Source organism: Pseudomonas sp. HLG18, assembly GCF_051903985.1.
Taxonomy (GTDB): domain Bacteria; phylum Pseudomonadota; class Gammaproteobacteria; order Pseudomonadales; family Pseudomonadaceae; genus Aquipseudomonas; species Aquipseudomonas fluorescens_BT.
In genome coordinates, this window is the sequence record NZ_CP195831.1 from 5,539,143 (window position 1) to 5,555,740 (window position 16,598).

10 protein-coding genes are annotated in these 16,598 nt (G+C 61.0%); 7 read left to right on the forward strand and 3 right to left on the reverse strand.

Annotated elements, in window-relative coordinates:
- Positions 1-150 precede the first annotated feature (150 nt).
- Positions 151-1,557 carry a glutamate--ammonia ligase gene (gene glnA / locus ACSPX5_RS25515; RefSeq protein WP_169428462.1) on the reverse strand — a complete coding sequence of 469 codons (1,407 nt, stop codon included), beginning with the start codon at positions 1,555-1,557 and terminating at the stop codon, positions 151-153.
- 328 nt (positions 1,558-1,885) lie between these two features.
- Between glnA and thiI the strand changes: the two genes are divergently transcribed.
- Entirely contained in the window at positions 1,886-3,340 is a 1,455-nt protein-coding gene (thiI, locus tag ACSPX5_RS25520; protein ID WP_085712783.1) for a tRNA uracil 4-sulfurtransferase ThiI, read from the forward strand.
- Positions 3,341-3,479: 139 nt separating this feature from the next.
- The gene (gene typA / locus ACSPX5_RS25525) at positions 3,480-5,300 is read left to right on the forward strand and encodes a translational GTPase TypA (RefSeq protein ID WP_439820493.1); all 1,821 of its coding nucleotides are present in this window, start codon (positions 3,480-3,482) and stop codon (positions 5,298-5,300) included.
- A gap of 217 nt (positions 5,301-5,517) precedes the next feature.
- On the opposite strand, the gene ACSPX5_RS25530 is transcribed toward typA, so the two are convergent.
- Positions 5,518-5,955 (reverse strand): YkgJ family cysteine cluster protein, encoded by a 438-nt coding sequence (locus tag ACSPX5_RS25530; RefSeq protein ID WP_007961740.1) that lies wholly within the window; start codon positions 5,953-5,955, stop codon positions 5,518-5,520.
- A 258-nt stretch (positions 5,956-6,213) separates the two neighbouring features.
- Here ACSPX5_RS25530 and ACSPX5_RS25535 point away from each other — a divergent pair, with 258 nt between their 5' ends.
- The 5 genes from ACSPX5_RS25535 (at position 6,214) to ACSPX5_RS25555 (ending at position 15,533) form a co-directional block, all read left to right on the forward strand.
- On the forward strand, positions 6,214-8,664 hold the full coding sequence (locus ACSPX5_RS25535) for a glycogen/starch/alpha-glucan phosphorylase (protein WP_207866879.1): 2,451 nt from the start codon (positions 6,214-6,216) through the stop codon (positions 8,662-8,664).
- 102 nt (positions 8,665-8,766) lie between these two features.
- The gene (locus ACSPX5_RS25540; RefSeq protein WP_439820494.1) at positions 8,767-12,360 is read left to right on the forward strand and encodes a DUF2339 domain-containing protein; all 3,594 of its coding nucleotides are present in this window, start codon (positions 8,767-8,769) and stop codon (positions 12,358-12,360) included.
- Positions 12,357-13,721, forward strand: coding sequence for a DUF3999 domain-containing protein (locus ACSPX5_RS25545; RefSeq protein ID WP_439820495.1), 1,365 nt, complete (start codon positions 12,357-12,359; stop codon positions 13,719-13,721). The genes ACSPX5_RS25540 and ACSPX5_RS25545 overlap by 4 nt, the downstream gene beginning before the upstream one ends.
- Positions 13,722-13,916: 195 nt before the next feature.
- A complete protein-coding gene (locus ACSPX5_RS25550) occupies positions 13,917-14,927 on the forward strand; it encodes a class 1 fructose-bisphosphatase (protein ID WP_065261556.1) in 1,011 nt (336 codons plus the stop codon).
- A 3-nt stretch (positions 14,928-14,930) separates the two neighbouring features.
- On the forward strand, positions 14,931-15,533 hold the full coding sequence (locus ACSPX5_RS25555) for a DUF924 family protein (protein WP_323161088.1): 603 nt from the start codon (positions 14,931-14,933) through the stop codon (positions 15,531-15,533).
- A 216-nt stretch (positions 15,534-15,749) separates the two neighbouring features.
- On the opposite strand, the gene ACSPX5_RS25560 is transcribed toward ACSPX5_RS25555, so the two are convergent.
- Positions 15,750-16,514, reverse strand: a complete 765-nt coding sequence (locus ACSPX5_RS25560; protein WP_371320915.1) for a methyl-accepting chemotaxis protein — start codon at positions 16,512-16,514, stop codon at positions 15,750-15,752.
- Positions 16,515-16,598 lie beyond the last annotated feature (84 nt).

A 16,598-nucleotide genomic window follows, 5' to 3' on the forward strand; every position in this document is an offset into this window, starting at 1 on the left:
AGGCTACGGGCCGCTCAAAGGGATTGATGCCGGACGATGTGTCAGTTGCTTTCGGATTTCTGGATTGATGTTGTCGGAAATAACCTCAAAAAAAAGGCCTCCCGAAGGAGGCCTCTCTTTTGTCACGCCGCGTAGCGCAGCGCTACCGGATCAGCAGCTGTAGTACAGCTCATATTCCAGTGGGTGTACGAAGGTGCGGACCTTGATTTCTTCTTCGGATTTCAGCGCGATGTAGGCATCGATGAAGTCGTCGGAGAATACGCCGCCCTTGGTCAGGAACGCACGGCCCTTGTCCAGCTCTTCCAGGGCTTCTTTCAGGCTGCCGCAAACTTGCGGGATCTCTTTCGCCTCTTCAGGCGGCAGGTCGTACAGGTTTTTGTCAGCAGCATCGCCTGGGTGGATCTTGTTCTGGATACCGTCCAGACCGGCCATCAGCAGTGCTGCGAAAGCCAGGTACGGGTTGGCAGCCGGATCCGGGAAACGTGCTTCGATACGACGGCCGCGTGGGCTGTTGACGTAAGGAATACGGATCGAGGCGGAACGGTTGCGAGCCGAGTAGGCCAGCATCACCGGAGCTTCGAAACCTGGCACCAGACGCTTGTAGGAGTTGGTGGCCGGGTTGGTGAAGCCGTTCAGGGCCTTACCGTGCTTGATGATACCGCCGATGAAGTACAGGGCGGTTTCGGACAGGCCGGCATAGCCTTCGCCAGCGAAGGTGTTCTTGCCGTCTTTGGCGATGGACATGTGGACGTGCATGCCCGAGCCGTTGTCGCCGTACAGTGGCTTCGGCATGAAGGTCGCGGTGCGGCCGTAAGCGTCAGCAACGTTGTGTACAACGTATTTCAGAGTCTGAACTTCGTCAGCTTTCTTCACCAGGGTGTTGAACTTGACACCAATTTCGTTCTGACCGGCAGTCGCCACTTCGTGGTGGTGAACTTCAACGGTCTGACCCATCTCTTCCAGTGCGTTGCACATGGCGGTACGGATTTCGTGGTCGTGGTCGAACGGCGGAACCGGGAAGTAGCCGCCCTTGATACCTGGACGGTGGCCCTTGTTGCCGCCTTCCACGTCCTGGTCGGACATCCACGAGCCTTGCTCGGAGTAGATCTTGAACATCGAGCCGGAGATGTCGGACTTGAACTTCACTTCGTCGAAGATGAAGAACTCAGGCTCTGGACCGGCGAATACGGTGTCACCGATACCGGTGGTCTTCAGGTATTCCTCGGCGCGGTGGGCAATGGCGCGCGGGTCGCGATCGTAACCTTGCATGGTCGAAGGTTCGATGATGTCGCAAACCAGGATCAGGGTCGGCTCTTCGGTGAACGGGTCCAGAACGGCAGTTTCGTCGTCCGGCAGCAGGATCATGTCGGAGGCTTCGATGCCTTTCCAGCCAGCGATGGAGGAACCGTCGAACATCTTGCCAACTTCGAAGAAGTCGTCTTCCAGCGCATCGCGAGCCGGCATGGTCACGTGGTGCTGAGTGCCTTTGGTGTCCGTGAAGCGCAGATCAATCCACTTGACGTCATGATCTTTGATGAGTTGAACCGACTTCGACATAGTGTCCTCCGGGTGGCTTAGGGCTGGTAGTGGATGCCCTTAAATGTTGGTGATGCCGGCGCGAATACTCTGCCAAGGCAACCTGCCTCACAAGGGAGCAAATTGCATGCCAGTGCCCCAGCATGGGTTTTTTGCCCCAAATTCACGCTTATAAAGGTGCAAAGCGCAGAAAGAGAGAAAATCTCGCCCTCTAATGTAGCGCTATAAGTCGAAAATGACCCGTTTTGGTGCATGCAAAACCTTCTGCACATTAACTGGTTAAACCTTGAGCAATTTCCGCTATAATCCGCGCCCCCCTTTTTCGGCTGGCCCAGCGCGCGCTGTTTTCATGAAACTAATCGTAAAAGTCTTCCCCGAGATCACCATCAAAAGCCGACCTGTCCGGACGAAATTCATCCGCCAGCTGGCCAAGAACATCCGCACCGTGCTCCGCGATCTGGACCCGGCCGTGGTGGTGAACGGTGTGTGGGACAATCTCGAGCTGGAAACCCGCGTGACCGATCCCAAGGCCCTGAAAGAGATGGGCGAACGCCTGACCTGCATGCCGGGCATCGCGCACTTTCTGCAGATCGACGAGTACCCGCTGGGTGACTTCGACGACATCACCGAGAAGTGCAAACAGCACTATGGCGATGCACTGGCCGGGAAGATTTTCTCGGTGCGCTGCAAGCGTGCGGGCAAGCATGCCTTCAGCTCGATGGACGTCGAAAAATACGTCGGCAGCAAGCTGCGCCGTGAGTGCGGTGCCGCCGGTATCGACCTGAAAGCGCCGGAAATCGAAGTCCGCATCGAAGTTCGCGACAAACGGTTGTTTGTCATCCACAGCCAGCACAATGGCATCGGCGGCTACCCGCTCGGTGCGCTGGAGCAGACGCTGGTATTGATGTCCGGCGGCTTCGACTCGACGGTTGCGGCCTACCAGATCATGCGTCGCGGTCTGATGGCGCACTTCTGCTTCTTCAATCTGGGCGGTCGTGCCCACGAATTGGGCGTAATGGAAGTCGCGCATTTCATCTGGAAGAAGTACGGCAGCTCGCAACGCGTGCTATTTGTCAGTGTTCCGTTCGAAGAAGTGCTGGGCGAAATTCTCGGCAAGGTCGATAACAGTCATATGGGCGTCGTATTGAAGCGTATGATGTTGCGCGCCTCCTCGGCCATCGCCGAGCGCCTGCATATTGATGCGCTGGTCACCGGCGAGGCGATCTCCCAGGTGTCGAGCCAGACGCTGCCGAACCTGTCCGTGATCGACTGCGTGACCGATAAGCTGGTCCTGCGTCCACTGATCGTCGCCCACAAGCAAGACATCATCGACACGGCCAACGAGATCGGCACCGCCGATTTCGCCCGGCACATGCCGGAGTACTGCGGGGTCATTTCGGTCAATCCGAAGACAGCCGCCAAGCGTGGTCGCGTTGAGCACGAAGAGCAGGAATTCGACATGGCGGTGCTCGAGCGTGCGCTCGCAAACGCCAGACTGGTGCCGATTGATCGGGTGATCGACGAATTGGGCCAGGATTTGCAAATCGAAGAAGTCAGCGAGGCACTGGCCGGCCAGATCGTCATCGACATCCGTCACCCGGATGCCGCCGAGGATGAGCCGCTGGAGCTCGAAGGCATAGAAGTACAGACGATGCCGTTCTATGCAGTGAACGCACGTTTCAAGGAACTGGACCCTACTCGCCAGTACCTGCTGTATTGCGACAAAGGCGTGATGAGTCGCCTGCATGCTCACCATTTGCTCAGTGAGGGGCATGCCAATGTGCGCGTTTATCGACCGAGCTAAGTGCCCGGGGCTGTTTGCCTGTGGCCTGCGTCACCGGCCCCCCGACACCGCCGTCAAGCTGTAACGGCCATGCCGGACACTACTGCTAATCGCTGCCAAGACTTGTCAGCAAACCGAATCCTCTGATCGAGATACACAAGTGATCGAAAATCTACGCAACATCGCCATCATTGCCCACGTTGACCATGGTAAGACCACCCTGGTAGACAAACTCCTGCGTCAATCCGGCACCCTGGAGCGCAACGAGCTCAACGACGAGCGCGTGATGGACTCCAACGACCAGGAAAAAGAGCGCGGCATTACCATTCTGGCGAAAAACACCGCCATCAACTGGAACGGCTACCACATCAACATCGTGGACACCCCGGGCCACGCCGACTTCGGCGGCGAAGTCGAGCGCGTAATGTCCATGGTTGACTCCGTGCTGCTGCTGGTCGACGCTCAAGACGGCCCTATGCCGCAAACCCGTTTCGTGACCAAGAAGGCTTTCGAAGCCGGCCTGCGTCCAATCGTGGTCATCAACAAGGTTGACCGTCCGGGCGCGCGTCCTGACTGGGTTCTGGACCAGATCTTCGATCTGTTCGACAACTTGGGCGCTACCGAAGAACAACTGGACTTCCAGGTTGTTTACGCTTCGGCCCTGAACGGCATCGCCGGTCTGGACCACACCGCCATGGGCGAAGACATGACCGCGCTGTACCAGGCGGTAGTCGACCACGTTCCGCCTCCGGCTGTTGACCGTGACGGTCCGTTCCAGATGCAGGTCTCCGCTCTGGACTACAACAGCTTCCTGGGTGTTATCGGTGTTGGCCGTATCGCTCGTGGTCGCGTCAAGCCGAACACTCCGGTTGTCGCTATCAGCGCCGACGGCAAGCGCCGCAACGGTCGTATCCTGAAGCTGATGGGTCACCACGGTCTGCACCGCGTTGACGTTGAAGAAGCTGCAGCTGGCGACATCGTCTGCATCAGCGGTTTCGACGAGCTGTTCATCTCCGACACCCTGTGCGACATCAACAACGTCGAGGCGATGAAGCCTCTGACCGTTGACGAGCCAACCGTTTCCATGACCTTCCAGGTAAACGACTCGCCATTCTGCGGTAAAGAAGGCAAGTTCGTGACCTCCCGTAATATCAAGGATCGTCTGGACAAAGAGCTGCTGTACAACGTTGCACTGCGCGTTGAAGAAGGCGACTCGGCTGACAAGTTCAAGGTATCCGGCCGTGGTGAACTGCACCTCTCGGTACTGATCGAAACCATGCGTCGCGAAGGCTTCGAGCTGGCCCTGGGCCGTCCTGAGGTGATCATCCGTGAAGTTGACGGCGTGAAGCAGGAACCGTTCGAAAACGTCACCATCGACATCCCTGAAGAATCCCAGGGCAAGGTCATGGAAGAAATGGGTCTGCGTAAAGGCGACCTGAGCAACATGGTGCCGGATGGCAAAGGCCGTGTTCGTCTGGAATACAACATCCCTGCTCGCGGTCTGATCGGTTTCCGTAACCAGTTCCTGACCCTGACCAACGGTGCTGGCATCCTGACCTCGATCTTCGACCGTTACGCTCCAGTGAAGTCGGGCCACATGTCGGGCCGTCAGAACGGCGTTCTGGTTTCGGTTGAAACCGGCAAGGCGCTGACCTACTCCCTGGAAACCCTGCAGGCTCGTGGCAAGCTGTTCGTAGAACACGGCCAGGAGATCTACAACGGTCAGATCGTTGGTCAGAACTCCCGCGACAACGACCTGGGTGTGAACCCGACCAAAGGCAAGAAGCTCGACAACATGCGTGCTTCGGGTAAAGACGAAACCATCGCTCTGGTCCCACCTGTTCGCTTCACCCTGGAACAGGCTCTGGAATACATCCAGGAAGACGAGCTGTGCGAAGTCACTCCTAAGTCCATCCGTCTTCGCAAGAAGATCCTGGACGAAAGCGAGCGTACCCGCGCTGCCAAGAAAGCCAAGGCATAAGATTTAGCCAGGCTTGAAAAAAACGCCCCCGGTCGAGAGACCGGGGGCGTTTTTGTTTGTCCGGGATTTGCGCGGTGTCTGTTCCGGCGCTATCGCGGGCAGGCCCGCTCCCACAGTGTTTTCAGTCGTACCAAAAGTTTGTGTACAGCAAAAATCACTGTGGGAGCTGGCTTGCCAGCGAAGGCGGCCGATCAGCCGCCGAACATCTCAGGGCAGATCAGAACTTCTCGATCGACCGCGAATTCTGCACCCGCTCCACTTCCTTCGGCTTGTACGCGCAGTAACCCGGGCGCGGGCCGATCTTCGGGTGGTTGCGGCAAGTGTCCGGGCGCTTGTCATAAATGGTGCACAGGCGGCTCTTACGATCCAGGTAGTAGCAATCGTTGTTGCTCATGCGCTGCAGGGTGAAGATCCCCGACTTCTGGTTGAAGCGCTCCACCAGGCCTTCCTTTTGCAGACGCTTGGCGATGTTCTTCGGCGGGTCGCCCAGTTCGAACTCGTCGACCACGCCGATGCGCACCAGGTCCTTGATCTTGACCTCGACCGGCAGCGTGCAGCAGCTGGAAACGCACGAGCCGCACATCGGGGCTGAATATTTGGCCCAGGTATCGAGACGGTCGATCTCGGCTGCGGCGATCAGGTTGGGCTTCATCATCGGGGTTTACCAGGCGTGTGCATCAGGGCGCGCGATCATACCGGGACGGGTGGATTTTTGAACAACCTTTCGCCAGATTTTTTCTTCATGTACCCGCATCGTCCGACAACTCGGCACGGCCCCTGCATTCATTGAGGCATTCGCCAGAGTATTGCCGGTCGATCTCACACTCTCGGTAAAAACTGCCGAACCAGAGCCCTTACCGTCGGTCAGACCGTCTAGGCTCTGACAACTCCCCGCTCGCTCGAGGTCCTATCGATGACTCAAGAACCACTAGTTCGCGAAGCAGAGGTGGCCGCATTCCGCGACGCCGTCCTGACCAAACTCACCTACGCGGTGGGCAAAGACCCGGATCACGCCTTCGACCATGACTGGTTCGAAGCCATCGCCCTGGCGGCGCGCGATCACATGGTCGAGCACTGGATGGACCACACCCGGCAGATCTACCGCAAAGGTCAGAAGCGGGTGTATTACCTCTCGCTGGAATTTCTCATCGGCCGCTTGCTCTACGACAGCCTGAGCAACCTCGGCCTGCTGGATGTTGCTCGTGAAGCACTGACCGAGCTGGGCGTCGATCTGGAGCGCATCCGCATCCTGGAGCCGGATGCGGCGCTGGGCAACGGTGGCCTTGGGCGGCTGGCGGCGTGCTTCATGGAAAGCATGTCGACCCTCGGCATCGCTGGCCACGGCTACGGCATTCGTTATGAGCACGGGCTGTTTCGTCAGGCCATCGTCGATGGCTGGCAGCAGGAACAGACCGAGCACTGGCTGGATTTCGGCAACCCCTGGGAGTTCGAGCGGCCGGAGGTGGTCTATCCGATCGGCTTTGGCGGCAGTGTTGAAACCGTCACTGACGCCAGCGGCAAGTCACGGCAAGTCTGGCAACCGGCGGAAACCGTCCGGGCCATTGCCTACGACACACCGGTGGTCGGCTGGCGCGGGGCGAGCGTCAACACCTTGCGCTTGTGGCGGGCCCGAGCGATGGAAGACTTGCACCTGGAGCGCTTCAACGCCGGTGACCACCTGGGCGCCGTCGCCGAAGTGGCCCGGGCCGAGAGTATTTCCCGCGTGCTCTACCCGGCGGACAGCACCGAAGCCGGGCAGGAACTGCGCCTGCGTCAGGAATACTTCTTCGTCGCCGCCTCGCTTCAGGATCTGTTGCGTCGTCATCGCAACATGCACACCTCGGTGCTGACCCTGGGCGATCACGCGGCGATCCAGCTCAACGACACGCACCCCTCGATTGCCGTCGCCGAACTGATGCGCCAACTGGTCGATGTCTATGACGTGGCTTGGGACGCGGCGTGGCAAGTCACCGTCGATACGCTGTCGTACACCAACCACACGCTGCTGCCCGAAGCGCTGGAAACCTGGCCGGTGGGCCTGATGGAACGCATGCTGCCGCGGCACATGCAGATCATCTATCTGATCAACGCCCAGCACATCGATTCGCTGCGGGCCAAGGGTATCCACGATTTTGACGTGCTGCGCGCAGTGTCGCTGATCGAGGAAGACAACGGCCGCCGGGTGCGCATGGGCAACCTCGCGTTCCTCGGCTCCCACAGCGTCAACGGCGTGTCCGGGCTGCACACGCAGTTGATGCGCAAAACCGTGTTCGCCGAGCTGCACAAGCTGTATCCAGAGCGGATCAACAACAAGACCAATGGCATCACCTTCCGCCGCTGGCTGTACCAGGCCAACCCGGAGCTGACGTCGATGCTGGTCGATGCCCTCGGCCCGGACGTTCTGGATAACCCGGAACAGCGTCTGCTCGATCTTGAGCCGTTCGCCGAAAAACCAGCCTTCCGCAAAGCCTTCGCCGAGCAACGGCTGCACAGCAAAAAAGCGCTGGCCTACCTGATTCACGAGCGGCTGGGGATCGCGGTCAACCCGGCGGCGATGTTCGACGTGCAGGTCAAACGGATCCACGAATACAAGCGCCAGTTGCTCAACCTGATGCACACGGTCGCGCTGTATCAGGCGATCCGCGCCGAGCCGGAAACCGACTGGGTGCCGCGGGTGAAGATCTTCGCCGGCAAGGCAGCGGCCAGTTATCACCAGGCCAAACTCATCATCAAACTGACCAACGACATCGCCCGGGTGGTGAACAACGACCCGACCGTGCGCGGCCTGCTCAAAGTGGTGTTCCTGCCTAACTACAACGTCAGTCTGGCGGAAAGCATCATTCCGGCGGCGGACCTGTCGGAGCAGATCTCCACTGCCGGTTTCGAGGCCTCGGGCACCAGCAACATGAAGTTCGGTCTCAACGGCGCGCTGACCATCGGCACCCTCGACGGTGCCAACGTGGAAATGTGCGAAAGCATCGGCGCCGAGCACATGTTCATCTTCGGCCTCAGTGCCCAGCAGGTCGAAGCGCGCAAGCAGAACCACGAGTTCAGCGCGGTGCCGGACATCGCGGCGTCCCATCGTTTGAACGATGTGTTGCAGGCGATCCGCAGCGGGGTGTTCTCGCCGGACGACACGTCGCGCTACACCGGGTTGATCGATTCGCTGGTGGACTACGACCGCTTCCTGGTCTGTGCCGACTTCGACTCGTACTGGGAAGCGCAGATGCGCGTGGATGCGCTCTGGCATGATTCCAACAACTGGTGGCGTTCGGCGGTGCTGAACACCTCGCGGATGGGCTGGTTCTCGTCGGACCGGACGATCCGCGAGTACGCCACGGATATCTGGAAGGCACTGGAGTAACTTTTAGCGACAAATGTGCGCCCGGCCCCACGCTTGTTGGGCCGGGCCGATATACTGAGCCTTGGTTCCGCCCCGTTCCGGGGCTGCTCAGGGATATCGACCATGCAATGGATGTTCATGTTGATCGGGCTGCTGCTCGGTTGGCTGCTCGACGAGTCGTTCAGTTCTTCGCTATTGGGCGCGCTGCTGGGCCTGGCAATCGGGCAGACGATCCGCATCATGCGGCTCGGCTCGCAGGTGGCGGAGCAACAGCGGCAACTTGAACAGACGAAGGTGGCTTTGCAAGGCGTTGCGCAGCGTCTGTATCTGCTGGAGGGATCGCCTTCGCACGCGGTGCCGACGTCAGGCGTGGAACCGGTCCCCGAGCCTTTGGTCGAGCCCGCCGAGGTCGCCGAAGATGCTGCGCCCCCCGAACTGGTCTGGGAGCTGCCGCCCGAACTCGAACCTCTCTCAGTCGTCGTCAGCGAAACCAGTCAGCCGTTGCCGGCCGATGTCTGGCGTCTCGACGCCGTTACCCCTGAAACCCCGGAACCGCGACAGCCCGCCGAACCCCGTGGCCCGAACTTCATCGAGCGCGGCATCAGCGCGGCGCGAAACTGGCTGTTCGGTGGCAACACCGTGCTGCGGGTGGGCGTGGTGCTTTTGTTCTTCGGCCTGGCCTTTCTGTTGCGTTACGCCACCGAAGGTATGGTGGTGCCGATCGAGTTGCGTTACGCCGGGGTCGCGGCGGCAGCGCTGGGATTGCTGGCGCTGGGCTGGTGGTTGCGCCATCGCAACACAAGCTACGCCTTGATGCTGCAAGGCACCGGGATCGCGGTGCTGTACCTGACGGTGTTTGCGGCGATGCGCCTGCACCCGCTGCTCGATCCGTCTGCTGCACTGGGATTGTTGGTAGCAGTGACGGTGTTTTCGGCGATTCTGGCCATCACCCAGGATTCCCTGGCCCTGGCCTGCGTCGCCGCATTGGGCGGTTTCGCCGCGCCGATCCTGACCTCCACCGGCAGCGGCAACCATGTCGCGCTGTTCAGCTATTTCGCGTTACTCAACGCCGGCATTCTCGCCATTGCGTGGTTCAAGGCCTGGCGTCTGCTCAACCTGATCGGTTTCGCCGGCACTTTCGGCATCGGTTTCGCGTGGGGCGTGCGTTCGTATGCGCCGGAACTGTTGTGGAGCACCGAGCCGTTCCTGATTCTGTTCTTCCTGATGTACCTCGCCATCGGCCTGCTGTTCGCCCGACGCAAGTTGCTGGACATGCCGGATGCACCGGCAGAGAGCGATCGCGAAGCGCTGCTGCACTGGTCGGCGCGCAAGGGCGACTACGTTGACGGCACGATGCTGTTCGGCCCGCCGCTGGTGGGTTTCGGCCTGCAATTGGCGCTGGTGCAGCCTCTGGAATTTGCCGCCGCGTTCAGTGCGCTGGCGCTGGGCATGATTTACATGGTTCTCGCCAAAGTGCTGATGGGCGGCCGGGCGCTGCTGCTGGGCGAGACCTGTCTGGCGCTCGGGGTGATTTTCGCCAGCCTGGCGATTCCTCTCGGGCTGGATGCGCGCTGGACTTCTGCGGCCTGGGCAGTTGAGGGCGCAGGGATTTTCTGGCTCGGCCTGCGTCAGCACCGGCCGTTCGCCCGGGCCTTCGCGTTGCTGCTGCAACTGGGCTCGGCGCTGGCGTTTCTCAGCCAGTTGCGTGTCGGCGAAAGCAGCCTGCTCGACGGAGCGCCGCTGGGCGCACTGATGCTTGGCGCGGCGTTGTTGTTCAGCTTCTATCAATTGCGCAAGGCGTTGCCGGAACAGGTTTCACCATGGGAGCGCCAAGGCCTGCCGGTGTTGGCGAGTCTCGGTCTGACCTTTCTCTATCTGCTGGCGCCATTGTTCTTCTTCACTCAGGGCACGGCGATCAGTTGGGCATTGGCCGGGCTGGTGACCTTGTTCGTCGGCTTGCGCCTGCAATCGCGCACCTTCCTGTTCACTGCGTTTGCCGTGCAACTGCTCGGCGGGGCGCTGTTCCTGTTGCGCCTGCAAGGGGCGGGCGAGGATTCGGCAGCCGTGTTCAGCGCCGGCTGGAGCGGTCTGCTCAGCGCCTCCCTGATCGGTCTGGCGCTGATCGCCGGCATGCTGCTGGCGGCGCGTGACGAGATGGTACGCAGCGATGTTCGGTTGCTGCGCGGCTTGTCGGTGGTGCTGCTGGCAGGGCTGGTGCTGATCAATCTGGCGGTGTTGTTCGTACTGCCGTGGCAAACCGCGAGTGCGGTGTGGGCGGCCAGTGGTTTGCTGATCATCTGGCTCAGCCTGTACCTCAGGCAGCGCGTGAGTTTTGTCTTTGGTCTGTTGTTGCAGTTGATCGGTGGCGCGGCGTTTTTGCTGGCCGGCCCCGAGTTGCTCGGGCCGCTGTCCAGCGAAGGTCTGCGACCGCTGGCCCATGGCGGATTCTGGACGCCACTGGTGCTGGGCCTGGCGGCGATGATCGGGGCGTGGCGCCTGCAACTGGGCAATCACGCTTCGGCGTTCGATGTACTGAGTCTGCAGCGGCTGTCCGAAGTGTTGCTGGTGTGGGGCGCCGGTTGGTGGTCGCTGGCGTGGGTCAGCGAAGTGCTGCGGTTTGCGCCGCTGAATCTGCAGGCAACGTTGTTGCTGCTGGTCGCCGCGCTGAGCGTCGCGTTGTGGACGCTGTTGGCCTTGCGTCTGAAATGGCCGTCGCTCGGGTTGCTCTGCACTTTACTGATTCCGGCGGCCGGATTGGTGTTGCTGGCCGCGTGGCACTCGCGTTATCACCCGGCGGCCAACTTCGGCTGGCTGGCCTGGACGGCGGTGTTCGTCGTGCACTTCATCAGCCTGCGGCGTCTGGTGCCAATGCTGCCGGCGCGGGCCTTGAGCACGGCGCATGTGCTCGGTTGCTGGCTGCTGATCGGCGTGCTGGCGCTGGAACTGCGCTACGGCCTGCTGCTGTTGTCCGAGCAATACAACGCCTGGCGCTGGCTGGGCTGGGCGCTTCTGCCGAGCGTGTATCTGTTGCTGATGGCCGCACCGCGCACCTGGCCGTGGCCGGTGGCGGCGTTCCCCCGTGAGTACCGTTTGTATGCGGCGTTGCCGCTGGCGGTGTTGATGCTGGTCTGGTTCTGGCTGGCGAACGGGGTGAGCGACGGCAACGCCGAACCGCTGCCTTACGTGCCGCTGATCAACCCGCTGGAACTGGGCCTGCTGATCGCGTTGTTCAGCGTTTATGCCTGGTCGCGCAACGCGGTAACCGAGCTGTCGATCCGCAAGGACTACGCCGCTCACGCCTCGCAACTGATCGCCGGCGTTTCGCTGTTCGCGTTCTGCACCGCGTTGGTGACCCGCGCCGCGCACCATTGGGCGGGGATTCCGTTCGAGCTGGACCTGTTGCTCGAATCGATGCTGGTGCAGGCCGGGTTGTCCATCGTCTGGACGCTGATGGCGCTCGGCCTGATGATCGGCGGGCACCTGCGCCATCGCCGTGAAGTGTGGTTGATCGGCGCGGCGCTGATTGCGCTGGTGGTGGCCAAACTGATTTTTGTCGAATTGAGCAACCGTGGCGGGCTGGCGCGGATCGTCTCGTTTATCGGCGTCGGTGTGTTGCTGCTGGTGGTGGGCTACTTTGCGCCGCTGCCGCCCAAACGCGTCGAAGCTGCACCGGAGGCGGACAAGCCGGCCCCGGAAACCGAAGGAGTGTCGTCTTGAGTCGCAAGCTTAATCTCGGGTGGCTGTTGCTGGGCGTGGCCATGACGGCCGGCGCTCAGGAAAAACCGGCGGACTTCGCCGCGCAGGTGCCGTTGTCGGTCAGCGGTGCGGGCCCGTGGTATCGCCTCGAACTGCCGCTGAGCGTGCAGTTGCAGGCGCGTCAGACTGATCTCAGCGATCTGCGGGTGTTCAACGCCGCCGGAGAACCGCAGGCCTATGCGCTGGCCCGGGAGTCGGCGCAGACCCGCGACGACGGCCAGTTGCATGAGGTGAAGTGGTTCCCGCTGTACAACTCGGCGGATGCCACCGAGCGCGCGCCGAGCGTTCGCGTGCAATCCACCACCACCGGCACGCTGGTGGAGGTGCAGCCGTCCAGTCAGCTCGAAGCCGGTGAAGAAGTGCTGCGCGGCTGGCTGCTCGATGCCAGTGCGATCAAGGCGCCGTTGCAGCAACTGATCCTCGACTGGACCAGCGAGCGCGACGGCTTCCAGCGTTTCAGCATCGAGGCCAGTGACGACTTGCAGCACTGGCAGGCCTGGGGCGAAGGGCAGGTTGCGCGCCTGACTTTTTCCGATGAGCGCATCGAACAGCATGAAGTCGCGCTGCCGGGGCAATCGGCGCGTTACCTGCGGCTGTTGTGGGATTCGCCCAACGCGGCACCCAATCTGACCTCGGCGCAATTGAAAAGCAGTGACCCGCAAAACCTGCCGTTACCGCTGGTCTGGTCGCCGGCGCTGGCCGGCAGCAGCGCCAAGGCCGGTGAATACACCTGGCAGTTGCCGATGGGGCTGAATGTCGAGCGGGTCCAGGTCGAGTTGAAACAGCCCAACAGCCTGGCGCCAGTGACGCTCTCGGGACGCCGGGAAACCAGTCTGCCGTGGCAGCCGTTGAGCAGCGGCTTGCTCTACCGACTGACCCAGAACGGCCAGGACGTGGTGCAGAACGAATTGCAGCTCTACGGGCAGACCGTGCAGCAGTTGAAGCTGACGGTCGACGAACGCGGTGGCGGTCTCGGCGAACAGGCGCCGAGCGTGAAATACGCGGTGCGCGCCACACAAGTCATCTTCCTTGCCCGTGGCGAAGGGCCCTACAGCCTGGCGCTGGGCAATCCGACGGTGAGAACGGCGAGCCTGCCGCTGACCACGCTGATCCCCGATTTCAAACCGGAGAAACTGGCCACGCTGGGCAAGGCCGCGGTGCAGGGTGAAGCAGTCGCGCCCCAGACTTCGACGGCCACCACAGCGGCGACCACCGATACCAACTGGAAGAAGTTCGGCCTGTGGGCGGTGTTGCTGCTCAGTGTGCTGTTTCTGGCGGCGATGGCCTTCAGTCTGCTGCGCAAACCGCCGGCCAAGTCCTGAATATGACGGGTGTCGCCTCTACACCCGTCGGGTTTCCAACTACGCTGAATCCGGTGCCTGAACTCTCCCGGATTCATCACGTCTGATAGCAGGAATTGCACCCGACGCACGTTAGCGGGCGTCATTGCTCGCTACGGTTTCAGACTCCCTGTAAACTGCGCGGGTTTTTAGCCCCCCATTCCACCGGAGCCGTCCATGTCCCGCGTTACCCTGAGTCGCTATTTGATTGAGCAGACCCGCAGCAACAACACTCCTGCCGATCTGCGTTTCCTGATCGAAGTGGTGGCGCGCGCCTGTAAGGAAATCAGCCACGCCGTATCCAAAGGCGCCCTGGGCGGCGTTCTGGGCAGCATGGGTACGGAAAACGTGCAAGGCGAAGTGCAGAAGAAGCTCGACGTGCTGTCGAACGAAATCCTGCTCGAAGCCAACGAGTGGGGCGGTCACCTGGCCGGCATGGCGTCCGAAGAAATGGACAACGCCTACCAGATCCCGGGCAAATACCCGAAAGGCGCCTACCTGCTGGTATTCGACCCGCTGGACGGTTCGTCGAACATCGACATCAACGCCCCGGTCGGCACCATCTTCTCGGTACTGCGCTGCCCGAACGAATACCTGAGCCAGAACGAAGCCCTGAACGAAAAGGCCTTCCTGCAGCCAGGCACCCAGCAGGTGGCTGCCGGTTACGCGATCTACGGTCCGCAGACCATGCTGATCCTGACCTTGGGCAACGGCGTGAAGGGTTTCACCCTGGATCGCGAAATGGGCAGCTTCGTCCTGACCCACGAAGACATCACCATTCCTGAAAGCACCCAGGAATTCGCCATCAACATGTCCAACCAGCGTCACTGGGAAGCCCCGGTACAGCGCTACGTTTCGGAACTGCTGGCCGGTGAAGAAGGCCCGCTGAAAAAGAACTACAACATGCGTTGGGTCGCGGCTATGGTTGCCGACGTGCACCGCATCCTGACCCGTGGCGGTCTGTTCATGTACCCGCGCGACAGCCGCGAGCCGTCCAAACCAGGCAAACTGCGCCTGATGTACGAAGCCAACCCGATGTCGTTCCTGGTGGAACAGGCGGGCGGCGCTTCCACCGACGGTCACCAGCGCATCCTCGACATCCAGCCTGAAGGCCTGCACCAGCGCGTAGCGGTGTTCCTCGGCTCGAAAGAAGAAGTCGCCCGCGCCACGGCCTACCACAAGGAATAAACCATGACCGCGCCCTGGCAGCCGTTGCTCGATTGGTGGTTCGGTCATGCCGAATCAGCCAGTGAAGTTTCGGCGCGACAGGGCAAGTTGTGGTTTGGCAAGCAAGACAGCCAGGACCTCGAGGCGCGAGAGCGTTTCGGGGTCTTTGTCGATCAGGCCCTCGCTGGCGAATTGACCGAGTGGACGCAATGTCCCGAAGGCTGGCTGGCAGTGGTGCTGCTACTCGATCAGCTTCCGCGCATGATTTTTCGCGATACGCCCAAGGCTTTTTCCGGTGATCTGCGAGCGCAGAAGCTGGTTGCTCAGGGGATTGCTGCAGACTTCGATCGGCAGTTGAAACCGATCCAGCGGGTTTTCATCTACCTCGTCTTCGAACACTGCGAAAATCTCGCGGTGCAGAATGAAGCGGTCTCGCGATTCATCGAATTGGTGGCTGAACAGCCGGAGGCGGAGCGCGGGGTGTTTGCCGACAACCTGGATTATGCCGAGCGGCATCAGAAGGTGATTGCGCGGTTTGGACGGTTTCCGCATCGCAATGCGGTGTTGGGGAGGGAGTCTACGGCTGAGGAGTTGGCGTTTTTGAGAGAGCCGGGTTCGCGTTTTTAGGGCGATTTTCGGCAATCTCAAAAACCAGCCCTCACCCTAACCCTCTCCCGGAGGGAGAGGGGACTGACCGAGTTGGATGTTCGAGTTACGCTGACTTGAAATACCGAGTTGAACTCAGGTCTGGAAAGCGACAGAGATCGGCTCCCTTTCCCCTCGCCCCCTTGGGGGAGAGGGTTGGGCGGGCGGCGTTCCGATGAGGGGGTAAGCTCTTGATCTTTAGATTCTGAAGCTACCCACCAACTGCTTCAACCGCGCAGCCTGCTGCTCAAGATCCGCACAAGCCCGCAAAGTAGCCTGCAAGTTCTCCACCCCTTCCTGGTTCAGCGTGTTGATCTCATTGATATCAACGTTGATCGATTCAACCACCGCCGTCTGCTCTTCCGTCGCGGTTGCCACCGACTGGTTCATCCCGTCGATCTCGCCGATGCGCTGGGTCACGCTTTCCAGGCGTTCGCCGGCCTGGTTGGCGATGCCGACGCTGCTTTCGCTCTCGCGCTGGCTCTCGGTCATGATGCCGACCGCCTGACGCGCGCCGACCTGCAACTCTTCGATCATGCTCTGCACTTGCTGCGCCGAATCCTGGGTGCGGTGCGCCAGGTTGCGCACTTCGTCGGCCACCACGGCGAAACCACGACCGGCCTCCCCGGCGCGGGCTGCTTCAATGGCTGCGTTGAGCGCCAGCAGGTTGGTCTGCTGGGAGATGCTGGTGATCACTTCCAGAATCTGCCCGATATTCACGGTGTTGCTGTTCAGGGTTTCGATGTTGCCGCAGGAGTCGCTGATCTTCGCCGACAGTTGCTGCATCGCGTGGATGGTTTTATCCACAACCTGCTGGCCGTCGACCGCCAGGCTGCGCGCGTCGCTGGAGTGTTGCGAGGCGAGCGCGGCGTTCTGGGCGATTTCCTGGGCGGCGGCGCCGAGCTGGTTGATTGCAGCGGCCACGCTGTTGGTGCGCGAGGCTTGCTGGTCGGAGTTGAACATCGACGAGTTCGATGCCGCGACCACGCGCAGGGCGACTTCGTTGACCTGCCCGGTGGCCGAGGACACTTCGCGGATCGAGGTATG

Coding starts and splice junctions, on each gene's coding strand:
- glnA (WP_169428462.1), bottom strand. CDS start 1,557: ATGTCGAAGTCGGTTCAACTCATCAAAGATCATGACGTCAAGTGGATT.
- thiI (WP_085712783.1), top strand. CDS start 1,886: ATGAAACTAATCGTAAAAGTCTTCCCCGAGATCACCATCAAAAGCCGA.
- ACSPX5_RS25530 (WP_007961740.1), bottom strand. CDS start 5,955: ATGATGAAGCCCAACCTGATCGCCGCAGCCGAGATCGACCGTCTCGAT.
- ACSPX5_RS25535 (WP_207866879.1), top strand. CDS start 6,214: ATGACTCAAGAACCACTAGTTCGCGAAGCAGAGGTGGCCGCATTCCGC.
- ACSPX5_RS25540 (WP_439820494.1), top strand. CDS start 8,767: ATGCAATGGATGTTCATGTTGATCGGGCTGCTGCTCGGTTGGCTGCTC.
- ACSPX5_RS25550 (WP_065261556.1), top strand. CDS start 13,917: ATGTCCCGCGTTACCCTGAGTCGCTATTTGATTGAGCAGACCCGCAGC.
- ACSPX5_RS25555 (WP_323161088.1), top strand. CDS start 14,931: ATGACCGCGCCCTGGCAGCCGTTGCTCGATTGGTGGTTCGGTCATGCC.
- ACSPX5_RS25560 (WP_371320915.1), bottom strand. CDS start 16,514: ATGTTCAACTCCGACCAGCAAGCCTCGCGCACCAACAGCGTGGCCGCT.